Source organism: Amycolatopsis sp. AA4 (assembly GCF_002796545.1).
In the GTDB taxonomy this organism is placed as follows: domain Bacteria; phylum Actinomycetota; class Actinomycetes; order Mycobacteriales; family Pseudonocardiaceae; genus Amycolatopsis.
Map to the genome: position 1 here is coordinate 1,905,758 of NZ_CP024894.1, position 15,138 is coordinate 1,920,895.

Annotated in this window: 17 protein-coding genes; 11 read left to right on the top strand and 6 right to left on the bottom strand. The window is 71.2% G+C overall.

Annotated features, from left to right (window positions below):
• Positions 1–25: 25 nt before the first annotated feature.
• A complete protein-coding gene (locus tag CU254_RS09120; protein ID WP_009074901.1) occupies positions 26–1,345 on the top strand; it encodes an MFS transporter in 1,320 nt (439 codons plus the stop codon).
• Here CU254_RS09120 and CU254_RS09125 read toward each other — a convergent pair.
• Positions 1,290–2,243, bottom strand: coding sequence for a helix-turn-helix domain-containing protein (locus tag CU254_RS09125; RefSeq protein WP_009074904.1), 954 nt, complete (start codon positions 2,241–2,243; stop codon positions 1,290–1,292). The two genes, CU254_RS09120 and CU254_RS09125, sit on opposite strands and share 56 nt — an antisense overlap.
• An 85-nt stretch (positions 2,244–2,328) precedes the next feature.
• On the opposite strand from CU254_RS09125, the gene CU254_RS09130 reads away from it, so the two are divergent.
• Complete coding sequence (locus CU254_RS09130; RefSeq protein WP_037713053.1) at positions 2,329–2,922, top strand: NIPSNAP family protein; 594 nt, start codon at positions 2,329–2,331, stop codon at positions 2,920–2,922.
• Here the strand turns inward: CU254_RS09130 and CU254_RS09135 are convergent.
• Positions 2,861–3,628 (bottom strand): MerR family transcriptional regulator, encoded by a 768-nt coding sequence (locus tag CU254_RS09135; RefSeq protein ID WP_009074908.1) that lies wholly within the window; start codon positions 3,626–3,628, stop codon positions 2,861–2,863. The two genes, CU254_RS09130 and CU254_RS09135, sit on opposite strands and share 62 nt — an antisense overlap.
• Positions 3,629–3,683: 55 nt before the next feature.
• Here CU254_RS09135 and CU254_RS09140 point away from each other — a divergent pair, with 55 nt between their 5' ends.
• Positions 3,684–3,950: a hypothetical protein gene (locus CU254_RS09140; protein WP_037713055.1), complete on the top strand. Its 267-nt coding sequence runs from the start codon at positions 3,684–3,686 to the stop codon at positions 3,948–3,950.
• 184 nt (positions 3,951–4,134) lie between these two features.
• On the opposite strand, the gene CU254_RS09145 is transcribed toward CU254_RS09140, so the two are convergent.
• Positions 4,135–5,226, bottom strand: a complete 1,092-nt coding sequence (locus tag CU254_RS09145) for a type VII secretion protein EccE (protein ID WP_009074910.1) — start codon at positions 5,224–5,226, stop codon at positions 4,135–4,137.
• A 153-nt stretch (positions 5,227–5,379) separates the two neighbouring features.
• Here CU254_RS09145 and eccB point away from each other — a divergent pair, with 153 nt between their 5' ends.
• From eccB to CU254_RS09160, 3 genes are read left to right on the top strand one after another with little or no spacing between them, the layout of a single operon-like run.
• Positions 5,380–6,786: a type VII secretion protein EccB gene (gene eccB, locus CU254_RS09150; RefSeq protein WP_009074912.1), complete on the top strand. Its 1,407-nt coding sequence runs from the start codon at positions 5,380–5,382 to the stop codon at positions 6,784–6,786.
• A 38-nt stretch (positions 6,787–6,824) separates the two neighbouring features.
• A complete protein-coding gene (locus tag CU254_RS09155; RefSeq protein WP_037716823.1) occupies positions 6,825–7,496 on the top strand; it encodes a response regulator transcription factor in 672 nt (223 codons plus the stop codon).
• Positions 7,493–8,146: a response regulator transcription factor gene (locus CU254_RS09160; protein WP_009074915.1), complete on the top strand. Its 654-nt coding sequence runs from the start codon at positions 7,493–7,495 to the stop codon at positions 8,144–8,146. The genes CU254_RS09155 and CU254_RS09160 overlap by 4 nt, the downstream gene beginning before the upstream one ends.
• Before the next feature lie 42 nt (positions 8,147–8,188).
• Here the strand turns inward: CU254_RS09160 and CU254_RS09165 are convergent, their stop codons facing one another.
• Positions 8,189–8,986, bottom strand: coding sequence for a carbon-nitrogen hydrolase family protein (locus CU254_RS09165; protein WP_009074917.1), 798 nt, complete (start codon positions 8,984–8,986; stop codon positions 8,189–8,191).
• An 84-nt stretch (positions 8,987–9,070) separates the two neighbouring features.
• Here CU254_RS09165 and hisD point away from each other — a divergent pair, with 84 nt between their 5' ends.
• The 4 genes from hisD to CU254_RS09185 all read left to right on the top strand — a co-directional run bounded on the left by hisD (position 9,071) and on the right by CU254_RS09185 (position 12,934).
• Positions 9,071–10,396, top strand: a complete 1,326-nt coding sequence (gene hisD / locus CU254_RS09170) for a histidinol dehydrogenase (RefSeq protein ID WP_009074919.1) — start codon at positions 9,071–9,073, stop codon at positions 10,394–10,396.
• Positions 10,393–11,502, top strand: coding sequence for a histidinol-phosphate transaminase (locus CU254_RS09175; RefSeq protein WP_009074920.1), 1,110 nt, complete (start codon positions 10,393–10,395; stop codon positions 11,500–11,502). The genes hisD and CU254_RS09175 overlap by 4 nt, the downstream gene beginning before the upstream one ends.
• On the top strand, positions 11,499–12,098 hold the full coding sequence (gene hisB, locus CU254_RS09180; protein WP_009074922.1) for an imidazoleglycerol-phosphate dehydratase HisB: 600 nt from the start codon (positions 11,499–11,501) through the stop codon (positions 12,096–12,098). The genes CU254_RS09175 and hisB overlap by 4 nt, the downstream gene beginning before the upstream one ends.
• Before the next feature lie 77 nt (positions 12,099–12,175).
• Entirely contained in the window at positions 12,176–12,934 is a 759-nt protein-coding gene (locus CU254_RS09185; RefSeq protein WP_009074923.1) for a HEAT repeat domain-containing protein, read from the top strand.
• Between the two features lies 1 nt (position 12,935).
• Here CU254_RS09185 and CU254_RS09190 read toward each other — a convergent pair whose 3' ends face one another.
• On the bottom strand, positions 12,936–13,673 hold the full coding sequence (locus tag CU254_RS09190; RefSeq protein WP_009074925.1) for an MBL fold metallo-hydrolase: 738 nt from the start codon (positions 13,671–13,673) through the stop codon (positions 12,936–12,938).
• Positions 13,674–13,690: 17 nt separating this feature from the next.
• Between CU254_RS09190 and CU254_RS43605 the strand changes: the two genes are divergently transcribed.
• Positions 13,691–13,849 (top strand): hypothetical protein, encoded by a 159-nt coding sequence (locus tag CU254_RS43605; RefSeq protein WP_009074926.1) that lies wholly within the window; start codon positions 13,691–13,693, stop codon positions 13,847–13,849.
• Between the two features lie 496 nt (positions 13,850–14,345).
• Here the strand turns inward: CU254_RS43605 and CU254_RS09195 are convergent, their stop codons facing one another.
• Positions 14,346–15,110 (bottom strand): hypothetical protein, encoded by a 765-nt coding sequence (locus tag CU254_RS09195; RefSeq protein ID WP_009074928.1) that lies wholly within the window; start codon positions 15,108–15,110, stop codon positions 14,346–14,348.
• Positions 15,111–15,138: the final 28 nt, after the last annotated feature.

The following is a 15,138-nucleotide window of genomic DNA, read 5'->3' on the forward strand; positions in this document are numbered from 1 at the left end:
CCTCGACGCTGCCCAGGCTGGCGGCATGAACGACTCACGCCGCTGGGCCGCACTGGCAGTCCTGCTCGTCGCGGAAGCGATGAACCTTCTCGACACCACGATCGTCCAGGTCGCCGCTCCCGCGGTGCACGCCGAACTGGGCGGCGCGTCCAGCACGATCTCCTTCTACACCGCCGGGTACACGCTGCCCTTCGCGTTGCTGCTGATCACCGGCGGCCGCCTCGGCGACATCATCGGCCGACGCCGCACCTTCCAGTTCGGAGTAGCCGGTTTTGTGCTCGCCTCGGCACTGTGCGCGGCCGCGACCAACCCTGGGTTCTTGCTCGTTTTCCGGGCGGTGCAAGGGGCTTCGGCCGCGTTGGTGATCCCGCAGACGATCGGGTTGATCCGCGTCCTGTTCGACGGCGCGGCCCGAGCCCGCGCGCTCGGCATGATCGGCCCGGTGATGGGACTGGCCGCGGTGAGCGGGCCGGTCCTCGGCGGGCTGCTGACCGACGCCTGGTCGTGGCGGGCGGTGTTCCTGGTGAACGTCCCGCTCGGACTCGCCGTTCTCGCCGCGTCCGGGCTGCTCGCGGAAGACCGGTCCGCTGCCCGGCCGCGACTCGACCTGCTCGGCACCGGCTTGGTCGTGCTGGGCGCGGGACTCGTCGTCTATCCGCTCCTCACGCAAGGGAACGGCTATCTCGTGGCCACCGGAGTAGTGGTGCTGGTGGTTTTCGCTCTGCAGCAACGGTTTCGCGGCGGTCTGATCGAGCACAGTCTCTTCCGCGGCCTGAGTTTCCCCGCTGGGTTGGTGACGTCAGTGCTGTTCTTCGCCGTGATGACCGGACTGACCCAAGTCGTCGTCCTGTTCCTGCAACTGACCCAGCACGCCGACGCCCGGACCGCCGGGCTCTCGTTGCTGCCGTGGTCGATCGGACTCGCCGTATCGTCCTTTGTGGCCGGACGCTGGTTCGTCCCGCGCTTCGGTACCCGGATTCTCTTTGCTGGCGTGGGATTCCTGGCCGTTGGCATCGCCGGGATCGCGCTGGGTTGGCCGCTGCTGGTCGCGCTGGCGGTCGCCGGAACGGGAACCGGGCTGTTCACCGTGCCGTTCTTCACCGCCGCGCTGGCGCTCGTCCGCCCGTCGGAGACGGGTTCGGCGGCGGGGCTGCTGAACGCGGTGCAGCAACTCGGCGGAACCGTCGGAGTCTCCGTGCTGACCACGGTTTTCCTCGCCGCCGACGCGACGGTCGCGTGCTGGACCGCGGTCGGCCTGACCGTCGCGGCCGGGGTGACCGCGCTCGGGCTCATCCGCGGAACGCGCGCCGATAGTCCGTCGGTGCCGTCCCCAGCCGGAGCGTGAAATGGCGGCGGAGATTGGCCGCCGAGCCGAGGCCGCTGCGTTCGCCGATCAGGCCGATCGGCAGGTCGGTGGATTCCAGCAGGCTGCGGGCGTGCAGGACGCGCTGGTCGAGCAGCCATTGCAACGGCGTGGTCCCGGTCGCCTCGTGGAACCGGCGGACGAACGTGCGCGGGCTGACTCCGGCCTGGCGGGCCAGTTGGTCGACGGTGAGCGGCTGGTCGAGGTGGCGCGTCGCCCAGTGCAGCACCGGACCGAGCCCGGCGTCGTCGGTCTCCGGCACCGTCGCGGAGACGTACTGCGCCTGCCCGCCGCCGCGATGTGCGGGCAGCACCATCCGGCGGGCGACCTCGTTGGCGACGTGCGCGCCGAGATCGCTGCGCACGACGTGCAGGCAGAGGTCGATGCCCGCGCTGCGTCCGGCACTGGTGAGGACCTGCCCGTCGTCCACGTAGAGCACCGAGGCGTCCACCTGAACCCGCGGATGCAGCATGGCGAGCGTGGCGGCGTACATCCAATGCGTCGCCGCGCGCCGGCCGTCCAGCAGACCTGCCGCCGCGAGCGCGAAAGCGCCGGTGCACAGCGAGACGATCCGCGCGCCTCGGTCCGCTGCTTCTCGGATGGCCTGGACCAGGTGCGCCGGGATCGACTGTCCTGTTTGGACACACGCGTACGGCAAGGCGGGCACCAGCACGGTATCGGCGTCCGGGAGCGCGTCAAGGCCGTGGCTGGCGTGCTGCCGGAAGCCGAATTCGGTGCGGGTTTCCGGCTTCGCCGCGCAGAACCGCAGCTCGTACCAGGGGTCGGCGAGGTCGGCCCGGGACGGCCCGAACACCTCGGCCGCGATGGCCAGCTCGAACAGCGGCATGTCGTCGACCAGCGCTACCGCGACGGTTCGCATGGCCGCGAGGATACGGCAGGAATTTTGCGGAAGGAGTCAGTCCTGCCACTCGCTGCTGCTTCGGCGAGGTGGCAGATTCGCTGCCGTGACCGTCGTGGAACTCCGCCAGTACACCCTCCGGCCCGGGCAGCGGGACGTCCTGATCGACCTGTTCGACCGCGAGCTGCTGGAACCGCAGGAGGCGGCGGGCTGCACGGTCGTCGGCCAATTCCGCGACGAGGACGACCCGGACCGGTTCGTGTGGTTCCGGTCCTTCCCGGACCTGGCGGCCCGGCACGCGGCGCTGACGGCGTTCTACCTCGAAGGCGAGGCCTGGCGGCAGCACCGCGACGCCGCCAACGCGACCATGGCGGACAGCGACAACGTTTTGCTGCTCCGCCCGGAAACCGACTTCCCTCCGCTTTCCCGGCCGGTCGAGGCGGGTGTTCCGTCGTCGCGGATCTTGGTGCTCATCGGCCCGGCTTCTCTTGACTTGCCGGGACCTTTCGCTTCCTTCGTCACCGAGCCCGCGGAGAACACCTTCCGCGCGCTGCCGGTGCGGGAAGGGGAGAACGTCCGGGTGGGGGTCTGGACGTTCCCCGATCTTGCCGCGTTGCGGGCTTTCGAACGCCGGCTGGCTACGAACGACGAGGTGAAGCGGCTTCGCCTGGCTCCGACGGCGCGGTCTTCTCTGCGCTGATCCGCTGGGCTACGAGCTGATCGAGACGTTGCCAAGCGGGGCTGTCCAGATGGTTGGCGAGCAGTTGCACGACCTGGTGAGGCACCTTCTGGAAGTCCGGCAGATCAGACGGCAACGTCATCCGCCCGGCGAGCGCGGCCGCGGCGTCGGCGATGGCGGCGAGCCGAGGATCGTCCGGACTCCACTCGATCGCTTCGTCGTACGCGCGGAGAACGGCGACATACTCCGGATCGTCCAGCAACGCGGTGCGGCTGACGAGGATGGCGCGGGCGACGTCCGGGGCCAGCGCGCAGGCGAGGATCCAGCCGTCGCGGATCGCGTTCTCGTGCCGCTCGGACAGCCCGAGCGGCCTCAGCCGGTCCATGAACGCGACGGCTTCGGGCGGCAGGCAGAGCCGGTCGGGCCGGTCGAGGTCCCGCAACCGGGCGCGGCGCTGCTGGAGCTGCCGGATGCGATCGCGCAACTCGGCGTCGATCCGGTCGAGCGCGGTCTCGTCGGCGTTCAGCACCTCGGGGATGCGCGCCAACGGCACCCCGGCCTTGGCGAGCGTGACGATCCGGGCCAGGTCGATGACCGCCTGCGCGTCGTAACGGCGGTATCCGGACGCGTCCCGTGCGGGCTCGGGCAGGAGCCCTTTGGCGTGGTAGACGCGGACAGCCTTGGCCGAAACCCCGGCGTGGCGGGCGAGCTGGCCGATGGTGAGCATGGCTCCAGTATGCGCGCTTGACCTTGTCCCTGGGGCAAGGTTGGAAGCTGGCCGCATGCCCGATTACGACACCCTGCGCGCGCTCGCCGACGAGGGAAACGAGACCGCCCTGGACCGCCTCGCCGACCTCGCCGACCGCCGCGGCGACCTGGCCGAACTGTCGGACTTGCTGGACGAGGGCAGCGAACAAGCCGGACGGCTGCTGACCCGCCGGGCGGTGGAGAACCGCGATCTGCGGGAACTGCAGCGGCTTTCGGACGCGGGGAGCAGCGAGGCGGCGACGGAGCTGGAGCGGCTGCTTCGCGCGGGCGATGGGGCGTGACCGGTTCGCGCCCGATCTGGGCAGCGAACATTGCCAGGCGACAGATCTTCGCGCCTCGAACGCGCCGAGGCTGCGGACCCACGAGCTGCGAACTCGCCGGGCTTGGTCCGGTCAGTGAATCCGCCCTGCTTTGCCTGTTGTCGGGGCACGGCTAGCAAGATGCGGAGTTCGGGGCCGGGTGTCCTCAGGTCAACGCGAGAGGCAACGTCCTCCGCACCGCCGCGCCCTGCTCGCCGTGCAACGGAACCACCGAAACCCCCTGCGGCACGGGCACTTCCTCCGCCCGCGCGCCCACCCGGATGGTCAGCTCCAGCTTCTCCCGGCCGCCCGGCGTCCGCCGCAATGTCGCGGACGTCGCGGTGAACGCCGCCCCCGGCACCGCCACCCCCAACGTCCGGGCGAGGCCGCGCGAGGACCGCGGCGCGTAGCACGTCTGCGTGAGCCCACCCCACTTCCACGCGCGCCAGAAATCCCCGTCGGACTCCGGGTTTCCGTTCGAAACGCCCAGCGCCACCCGCAGCTCGTTGGTCAGTTCGCCGGCCTCCAGCACCGTCGACGGATAGCCCGCCTCCGCCAGCGCCACCATCAAGCTCAACGCCGCACTCGCCGTACTCCGCAACGCCCCCAATTCACCGCCGCCGCGGGCGAGGGCGGCGATCGGTGCGTCTTCCGGCCGGTAGCGCACCGCGAGCCAGCGCACTCGGTACACCCGCGAATCCCTTGGCACCGCCCACGTCAAGAGCTGCACGGCGGCCAGCGGGATGTCCGTGTTCTGGAACGTCGTGCGCAGGATGGCCAGCAGGTCGTCCGTCGAAGGTTCCCCGGCGCCCGGCGTGAGGCGGACGATCGCGCTCCAGTCGCCGTCGACCTCGGCGACGCCGAAGCGGTTGCCCGCGCGGTCGACGTGCTGACGCACCTTCACCGGACCGGCGATGCGAAGCAAGGCGTCCGGGCTGTCGCGGCGGCTGTCGTGGCGACGCAGGCGATGCGCGAGCCACGTCCACGCCCAACCGGCGAAATGCCGTCCGGCGATCCGCGCCGACGTCGTCACCACCAGCAGTCCGGCCAGCACGGCGACGGTGATCCGCGTCGGCTGGGACAGGCCGTGCACGGTGAACGCGAGCAGCAGCGCCAGCGCGGCGATCTCCCATCCGGCCGCCTGCAGCGGGCGGATCGGCAGCAGCCACGGCCACGGCGCGGTACCCGAAATCCCGGTATGCCCAGGAGCCCCGGGAGCGCGGGCAGGAGCCGGGGCAGGCGGCGCGGACACGGACAACGCATTCCCCTCTTCCCCGGGCAGCGACCCGGCCCCGCGAACGCTAGCGTCCCCGCGCGGGCGCGTGGGCGTAAAAATTACCCTCGTGCGCGTGTGGGGAGCTGTTTACCCTGCGCGGGAAGCGGTGGGTGATTTCCAGGGGGCCGGGACAGCGTGTGGACGCAGCGGGACCAGATCCAGGCGTACCAGTTCCTGCGCCGCCGGCTCGTGTCCGCGCTCGTCGCCGCGGACGCCAACCATCCGGTGTCGCCCAGCCGCCGGCTTGTGCTCGGCACCGTGCTCGGCGTCGGCGCGGCCCTGCTCGTGACCGCGGTGTTCGGCGTGATCGGCCTGGTCAGCCCTTCTGGCGGGAAGGACTGGCTGTCCGGCGGCAAGGTGCTCGTCGAGGAGGGCAGCGGGGCCAGATTCGTGCTCGGCGCGGACGGCGCGGTGCACCCGGTGCTCAACTACTCGTCCGCGCGGCTGCTGGCCGGGGGCAACGGCCAGGAGACGGTCACGGTGCCCGCGGAGAAACTCGGCACGGCCCCGCGCGGCACGCAGATCGGCATCGTCGGCGCGCCGGATTCGTTGCCCAGCACCCTGATCACCACCCCGTGGACCAGCTGCAGCCGCACCACCCAGGACGCGCCCGCCTCGGCGGAACCGCTCGTCGCCGTGCTGCTGGAACCGGCGGCGGCCGGGGTCGAGCTGCCGCGTGATTCGGGCGTGATCGTCCGCGTCCCGCAGGGCGGCCGGTTCCTGCTCGCGGGCGGCCACCGGTACCGGCTGAGCGACGCCGCCGCGGCGGCCCTGCAGTTCGACAGCTACCCGACGATCAGCGTGTCCGCGCGCTGGATCGACACCGTGCCCGCCGGACGCGACCTCGGCGAGATCCCGGTCGACGGCGCGGGAAACCGCGGCCCGCGCGTCGGGACGCAGGAGACGCGCGTCGGCCAGGTGCTGTCGGTCGTCGACCCGATGGCCGCGCCCGCCAACGCCTCGACGTACTACCTCGTCCGCCCGGACGGCCTCGAACCCGTCGGCCAGACCGAAGCCGCGCTGCTCGTCACGACCCCGGCGAACGAATCGGCGTACTCCGGCCGCCCGGAACCGGTGCGGGTGCGCGCCGCGGACGTCGCGTCGGCGAAGAAGGTGAGCGAATCCCGTTCCGGCGGCGCGGATCCGGCGGCGTACCCGGACCGGATCCCCGGCAAAGCGCCGATCACCGGCAGCGCGGTGACCCTGTGCGCGCAGAACGGCCGCGTGACGGTCTCGGCGGATCTGCCGGTCCCGTCCGGCGGCCGCGCGCTGCCGGTGCAGAGCCGGACGGACGCGCGGGTCGCGGACGTCGTCTACGTCCCGCCCTCGCGCGGCGCGGTCGCGACCGATCCCGGGTCCGGCACGATCTACCTCGTCACGGACACGGGCCGGAAATATCCGGTGGCGGACAAGACGGCGCTCGCCTCGCTGGGCTACGGTTCGGGGTCCGGGCATCCGGTCGCGGGCGGGCTTCTCGCGCTGATGCCGACCGGTCCCGCGCTCGATCCCGCCGTGGCCGGGCAGCCTGCGGGAACGGGGTGAGCGAGCCGGTGACCACGACAGCGCAGCGACCCAGCGACGTGCCGGACCGGCCCGATTCCCCTGCTCCGGGCAGGATCCCGGTCGCCGTCATCGAAGACCATCCGCTGTACCGCCGCTCGGTGGAGCGCGTCCTCCTCGAAGCCCCGGACGTCGAACTGGGCGCGGTGGTCGACTCGGTCGCGCGCTTCCACGTCGCGCGCCAGCCGGCCGGGAGCGTCGTCCTGCTGGACCTCGGCCTGCCCGGCGTCGCGGGCGCGGCCGCGGTGCTCGAGGTCGCCGAGCTGGGCCACCACGTGCTGGTGGTGTCCGCGCAAGCCGAGCCGGAGACGGTGCTCGCCGCGATCGCCGCCGGGGCCAAGGGATTCCTGTCGAAGGACGTCGACGTCGACGAGCTGCTGATCGCCATCCGCGCGGTCGCGGGCGGCGGCGCGTACGTGTCGGCCGTCGTCGCCGGAATGATCATCAAGGACAACACCGACCGTCCGGTCACGCGGCCGGAAATGGAGCTGTCGCCGCGCGAAGTGCAGGTGCTGCGGCTCGTCGCGGCGGGCGAACGGGACGTCGACATCGCGCGGATCCTCGACATCGGCGTCCGCACCGTGCGCGGCTACCTCGACCGGATCCGCGACAAGACCGGCGAACGGCGGCGCCCCGGCCTCGTGAAGGAAGCGATCCGCCGCGGCCTGGTGGGGAAGGAAACACTGAGGTGAAAGCCGACGAGGGGCGGCGCCGGAGCGGACCCATCCAGGTCGGGGTGATCGAAGACCACCCGCTGTACCGGGACGCGGTCGCGCGCGTGCTGAACGAGGCCCCGGACATCGAACTGGGCGCGGTAGCCGACTCCGTGGCGCGGTTCGCGGTGCAGGACCAGCCGAAGGGCAGCGTGGTCGTCCTCGACCTGAAACTGCGCGGCGTCCAGGACGCGGCCGCGGTGCTCGAGGTGGGGCAGATGGGGCACAAGGTGCTCGTGGTGTCCGCGCACGCGGAACAGCCTGAGGTCCTGGGCGCGATGCAGGCCGGGGCGAAGGGCTTCCTGTCGAAGGACGTCGACGGGGACGAGTTGCTGCGCGCGATCCGGACGATCGCGGAGGACAACGCGTACGTCTCGCCGACCTTGGCCGGAATGATCATCCAGGACAGCGACGAACGGCACGCGGGTCCGAAGATCGTGCTTTCGGAGCGGGAGAAGCAGGTCCTGCGCCTGGTGGCGGCGGGGGAGCGGGACGTGGACGTCGCGGAGATCCTGGACATCAGCGTCCGGACGGTGCGGTCGTATCTGGACCGGATCCGGGACAAGACGGGGGAACGGCGACGGGCGGGGTTCGTCCGGGTGGCGATCCGGGAAGGGCTGCTCAGGTAGGGAGTCGTGAGTGCCTATGCCGGTTCTAACCGGAATTGACACTCACGACAGCCGCCGATTCGCCAGCGCCCCGGTAGCCGTCCGAGCCTTCCCCGCCACCTCCGGCTCCACGTCCACCACCAGCATCTCCGCCCCGGCCCCCGCCTGCGCCTCCACGCGGCCGAACCCGTCCGCCACCAGCGAGTACCCGATCCCGGTCGGTGCCTTCGGATTGACCTCCACCCCGGTCGCCGAAGGATCCGCCTGCCCGCAAGCCGCCACCCAGCAGCCCGAGTCCAGCGCCCGCGCCCGGACCAGGACCTCCCACTGCTCCCGCTTCCCGGCCCCCGCGCCCCACGACGCCGGAACAGCCACCACGTCCGCCCCGTCGTCGGCCAGGCGCCGGAACAGTTCCGGGAACCGCAGGTCGTAGCAGGTGGCGACGCCGAACACGGTGCCCTCCGCGGAGAACGTCACGACCTCCGACCCCGGCGCGACAGTGTCCGATTCGGCGAATCCGAACGCGTCGTACAGGTGGATCTTGTCGTACCCCAGATGCTGCCCCAGCCCGGTGACCAGCAGCGTGTTCCGCACCCGGCCCTCGTCCGCGGGCGTGAACATCCCGGCGATCACCAGCACGTCGTGCTCGGCGGCGATCGAGGCCACCGCCGACGCCCACGGTCCGTCCAGCTGCTGCGCGACCGGGCCGAGCGGGCGGCCGAAGCGGGCCATCGTCGCCTCCGGGAAGACGACCACGCGCGCTCCGGCGGCCGCCGCGGCCTCCGCGCCGGAGCGAACCGCTTTCAGGTTTTCTTCCGGGTCGTCGCCCGAGTTGAGCTGGCACAACGCGATCCGGGGCACACGAGCCTCCCTGGTCCGGGGACAGCGGGTCGTCACCGAGTATCCCTGCCGGGACCGCGCGGGCCACCTCGTACCCTGGTGTCCATGTTGAACCGCACCGACCTGCGCGGGCAGGTCCCCTCCGCTGCCGAACTCCGTGCCGCGCTTCCGCGCGCCGAGTACGACGTGGACGCGGCGCTGCATCAGGTCCGGCCGGTCGTCGAGGCGGTGCGGGACCGCGGGGTCGGGGCGGTCCTCGAGTTCACCGAGCGGTTCGACAAGGTGCGCCCGGAGACGGTCCGGGTGCCCGCCGAGGAGCTGGCCAAGGCGCTGTCCGAGCTGGACCCGCAGGTCCGCGCCGCGCTCGAGGAGTCCATCAAGCGCGCCCGGAAGGTGCACGCGGACCAGCGCCGCCAGGACGTCACGACGCAGGTCGTCCCCGGCGGCACGGTCACCGAGCGCTGGGTGCCGGTCGAGCGCGTCGGCCTGTACGCGCCGGGCGGGCTGGCGGTGTACCCGTCGACCGTGGTGATGAACGTCGTCCCGGCGCAGCTGGCCGGCGTGCGCTCGCTGGTCGTGTGCTCGCCGCCGCAGGCCGCGTTCGGCGGGCGGCCGCACCCGACGATCCTGGCCGCGGCCGCGCTGCTCGGCGTGGACGAGGTCTGGGCGGTCGGCGGCGCGCAGGCGGTCGCGCTGGTCGCGTACGGCGGTGTCGACACCGACGGCGCCGAGCTGGCCCCGGTCGACATCGTCACCGGCCCGGGCAACATCTTCCTCACCGCGGCCAAACGCCTGGTCCGCGGCGTGATCGGGATCGACTCCGAGGCCGGTCCGACCGAGATCGCGATCCTCGCCGACGAGACGGCCGACCCGGCGCACGTCGCCGCCGACCTGATCAGCCAGGCCGAGCACGACCCGCTGGCCGCGAGCGTCCTGGTGACCACCTCGGAGGAGCTGGCCGACGCCGTCGAGGCCGAGCTGGCCGAGCGCGTCGCCGCGACGAAGCACTCCGAGCGGGTCGGCCAAGCGCTGGGCGGCAAGCAGTCCGGCGTCATCCTGGTGTCCACTGTGGACGACGGACTGCGCGTCGTGGACGCGTACGCCGCCGAGCACCTGGAAATCCAGACCGCGAACGCCCGCGAGGTGGCCGCGCGGGTGCGCAACGCCGGAGCGGTTTTCGTCGGCGCGTACGCCCCGGTTTCGCTGGGCGACTACTGCGCGGGCTCGAACCACGTGCTGCCCACCGGCGGGTTCGCCCGGCACTCCTCGGGTCTGTCGGTGCAGAGCTTCCTGAAGGGGATCCACGTCGTGGACTACTCCGAGGACGCCCTGCGCGAAATCGCCCCCCGCGTCGTCGCCCTCGCGAACGCCGAAGACCTGCCCGCGCACGGCGAAGCCGTCACCGCGCGTTTCGAAGGAGACGGCCGATGAACGAAGCCACCCCCGGCGGCGAGGTCACCCTCGCCGACCTCCCGCTGCGCGAGGACCTGCGGGGCCGCACCCCGTACGGCGCGCCGCAGCTGGACGTCCCGATCCGGCTCAACACCAACGAAAACCCGTACCCGCCGCCGCCCGAGCTGGTCGCCGACGTCGCCGAGGCCGTGCGGGCCGAAGCCGCGTCGCTGCACCGGTACCCGGACCGCGACGCGGTGGCGCTGCGCACCGATCTGGCGGACTACCTCACGGTGTCCACGCGGGTCGTGCTGTCCGAGGCGAACGTGTGGGCGGCGAACGGGTCGAACGAGATCCTGCAGCAGATCCTGCAGGCGTTCGGCGGCCCCGGCCGCACCGCGCTGGGCTTCGAGCCGTCGTACTCGATGCACCCGATCATCGCGACCGGCACCCGCACCGACTGGCTGCCGGTGCCGCGCCGCGCGGACTTCTCGCTCGACACCGAGCAGGCGGCCAAGGCGGTCGCCGAGCGGAAGCCGGACATCGTTTTCGTGACCAGCCCGAACAACCCGACCGGCGGGTCGATCCCGCTGGACCAGCTGCGCGGCGTGCTCGACGCGGCCCCGGGGATCGTCGTGGTGGACGAGGCGTACGCGGAGTTTTCCTCGCAGGCCAGCGCGATCGAGCTGATCGCGGAGTACCCGGCGAAGCTGATCGTGTCGCGCACGATGAGCAAGGCGTTCGCCTTCGCCGGCGGACGGCTGGGCTACCTCGCCGCCGCACCGGCCATTGTGGACGCTCTGCAGCTCGTCCGCTTGCCGTATCACCTTTCCAAGGTCACCCAGGCGGCCGCCCGGGCCGCCCTCCGGCACGCCGACGCCACCCTCGCGTCGGTGCACAAGCTCTCCGCCGAACGCGACCGCGTCGTGGAAGCCTTGCTGGGCTTGGGGTTCACCCCGGTGCCGAGCGACGCCAACTTCGTCCTGTTCGGACAGTTCAGCGACGCGCCGGCCAGCTGGCAGTCCTATTTGGACCACGGCGTGCTGATCCGGGACGTGGGCATCGAGTGCCACCTGCGGGTGACCGTCGGCACCCCGGAGGAGAACGACGCCTTTCTCGAGGCGAGTAAGGAAATCAAGCGATGAGCCGCGTCGGCAAGGTGGAGCGCACCACCAAGGAATCGTCCATCCTGGTCCAGCTGGACCTCGACGGGACCGGTCAGGTGGAGATCGCCACCGGCGTGCCGTTCTACGACCACATGCTCACCGCGTTCGGCGTGCACGGCTCGCTGGACCTGAAGGTCGAAGCGACCGGCGACGTCCACATCGACGCGCACCACACCGTCGAGGACACTGCGATCGTGCTCGGCCAGGCGCTACGGCAGGCGCTGGGCGACAAGAGCGGCATCCGCCGGTTCGGCGACGCGTGGATCCCGATGGACGAAACCCTCGCGCACGCGGCGATCGACGTCTCCGGCCGCCCGTACTGCGTGCACGTGGGCGAACCGGAGCAGTTCAACACGTTCACCATCGGCAACAACTACCCGTTCGTGCTGACCCGGCACGTCTTCGATTCGCTGGCGTTCCACGCGCAGATCGCTCTGCACGTCCGCGTCATCCACGGCCGCGACCCGCACCACATCGCGGAGGCGGAGTACAAGGCCGTCGCGCGGGCACTGCGGGCGGCGACGGAACCGGACCCGCGGGTGGGCGGGATTCCGTCCACGAAGGGCGTTCTTTAAGGCTTCCTCCGCGGTCCCCGGGCGCGGCGTCGTTTGCTGGCGCGCCCGGGGACTTCTGCTTCTGCTGGAGACTGGGAATGCGAGGCGGGATGGACGTGCGCGGTGCGCTCAAGGAAATACTGCGCGCTCCCGATTCGCAGGCGGCGGCACTGGCGACGGAGCTTGTCCGAACCGAAGAAGCGGGAATCGACGACGCGCTCTTGGAGTTGCTGACCCGCGGGTTGTGGTCGGCCAAAGCAGTCGCGCTGGCAATCCGGATTCTCGCGGAGCGCGACCGCGACCGTGATCCGGCTCCGCTGCTCGACGCCGTCCCGGGCGGACACGTCAGAGCTGCGGACCGCCGACCGTCCTGGCCGGTCAAGGCTCCGATCGTCACCCGGTACTACTTCGGCTTCAGCCGCCTCCGTCGGCTGGACCCAGTGGGCCAGTACGAGCGGGTCCTCGACTGTTATCCCACTGTGGTGCGGATGGACGCGGCAATCGGACTGGGGGATTCCGGAGAGGTCAGTGCGCTTGATCCCTTGGCGAAGGCGTTGAAGGACCGCTTTTCCGCAGTGCGCACGCTCGGCGTGCACGCGGTCCGCAGGCTGGGCAACGCTGGCTTGCGTGAAGCAGTGCGATCGAATCCTGTCCGGGAGTTGCTGATCGATCTCCTCCAGGACACCCTTCGGGAGACGAGGATCGCCGCGGCGCGAGCGCTGGGTTCGCTGGGGGAGTTCGAGGTGCTGGAGGAGCACCGGCCGAAGTCGTCCCGGGACCAGCGGGAGTGGGCGCGGATCAGGCAGGGCGATGTTCCGCCCCTGAAACGGATCTGGGCGGGGGATCTCACGATCTGATTCACACGCGGAACACCGTGCGCGGCGCGGCGTATGCGACCGGCCCGGGAAAGTGTTCGGCGGCAAGGCGAACCGCGTCGCGCGGGGTTACCGTGTGGCCGAGATGCGTGAGCACCAACCGCGCGGCACCCGCCGCTGCACGGCCCGCTTCGGCCGGAGTCAGATGTTCCGCGGACGGTTCGATGCTGTCCGCCTCGCACAAGAACAGGTCTGTTCCCTCTGCCAGTTGCGAAAGCGCGTCGCAGGGCCCGGTGTCGCCGGAGTACGCGAAAGTCCGCTCCCCGTCAGTGATCCGCACGCCGAACGCCGGAAACCCGTGCGACACGGCCACCGTCTCCAGGCGCAGACCGCCGACCCGCGTCTGATGCCCGTCGTGCACTTCCCGGACGGAGAACGCCTCCTCGATCGGCGCGCGCCCGGTGTTGCTCAGAAACGCGGAAATCCGCGCCGCGGTGCCGGGCGGGCCGTAGAGGGGGATCGGCTTTCGCAGGGTCAGGTCGGCGAACAACAGCGCGTACACCGCCGGTAACAGGTCCGCGACGTGGTCCGCGTGCAGATGCGAGATCCAGATCGCGTCCAGCGCCGTCGGCGAGACGTGTTCCTGCAGGGCAGCGAGGGTGCCGGGCCCGGCGTCGAGCCAGATCGCGGTGTCGTCGCGGCGCACCAGATACCCGGAACACGGCGCGTCCGGGCGCGGGTACGGCGTCGCGCTGCCCAGTACCGTCACGGTGAAAGCCATGTGGCACGCTAACCCCTGTGAGCAAAGAACTGATCGCGGTCCTGCTGCTGGCCCTCGGCGGCTTCCTGGCCGGCGGGGTCTACTCGCTGTGGAAGACCGCGAAGTTCTTCGCCGTGGTGCTGGGCGTCGCCGCGGTGCTGGCTATTGGCGGGGCGATCGCCTGGCTGGTCAGCTGACCACCGCCGGGCTCGTTAGCCTGACGCTCTCGGCAACTACCGTGGACCTTGCCCGTCCCTAACGTGCATACCGACCACTAGCGCGGACCGCTCGGCTTCCCGCGACTAGCGCGAATCTCCTCTCCTGACGCGGCCCTGCTCGCTCCTGCCGCGTGCCTTCCGGTGACTAGCGCAGACTTCGCCCACCTCCGACGCGCGTATGCCACCTCCGCAGCTAGCGCGATTCCTCTCACGGCTAGCGGCGACCGCCTGACGCCTGCCCATCGCCTCCTGGCGGCTAGCGCGGCGCTTGCTCGCACATGGCGGGTGCCTCCTGGCGACTGGCACCAGGTGCTCGCCTGCACTTGGTGCGCGTGTTCCTGCGGCTAGCGGCGACCGCCTGACGCCTGCCAATCGCCTCCTGGCGGCTAGCGCGGCGCGTGCCCGCACCTGACGGGTGCCTCCCGGCGACTGGCACCAGGTGCTCGCCTGCACTTGGTGCGAGTGTTCCCGCGGCTTAGCGTGGAATTTCCCGCACTTGGCAGCCGCTTCCTGGCAACTGCGCGGGCCCGCAGGCTTCCGGCATATGCTTCGCTGCGACCAGCGCGGCCCTCCCCTCATTCGCAACGCACCCCGGGATTACGCCTCCAACGGCTGATAAACGCACGCAGCCAACGTCGCGTGCTTCTTCCACCCCAACGTCTCGTACAACGCCCTCCCGGCATCGGTAGCCCCGAGAATGCCGAGCCCGGCCCCGTCCGAAACCGCGGTCGGCGAGCCAGCGCATCACGAAGCCGCCCAATCCGCGTCGTCGGTGGGGCTCCTCGGTCTTCACCTGGTCCACGATCACCGCATCGCCCGTTCGCGCCATCTGGGCCTTCGCCGCCTGCGCGCCCGCCGCGTCCAGGACCCGGAGGAACGTGACGGCACCGCTGACTTCCGCGGAAACCGTGTAGCCCTCCGGCGCCACCGGATGCGTAGCCAGCAGGTCCGTCGCCATCAGATGGCCAGTCTCGCCCCAGGCAACCACCCAGCCGTCCGGGAGCCACGGTTCGATGGTTTCCGGCTCGGCGGGCGTTTTCAGCCACGTCCGAGGTTCGCTGACCGCCCCGGCGGCGGCGCGGACCAGCGATTCCTCAGCCAACGGCAGAACATGCCTGCCGACCTGCGCGGGGTTGTCCGGCACCTCGATGTAATACCCCCACGGCTTTTCGACCGGTGGCGGCGTCCGCCGGGACAACGCCCATCCCGCTACCCAAGTCCGTACCGTCTCCTCGATCATGAAAACAGGGTACGAACCAGCACCGACA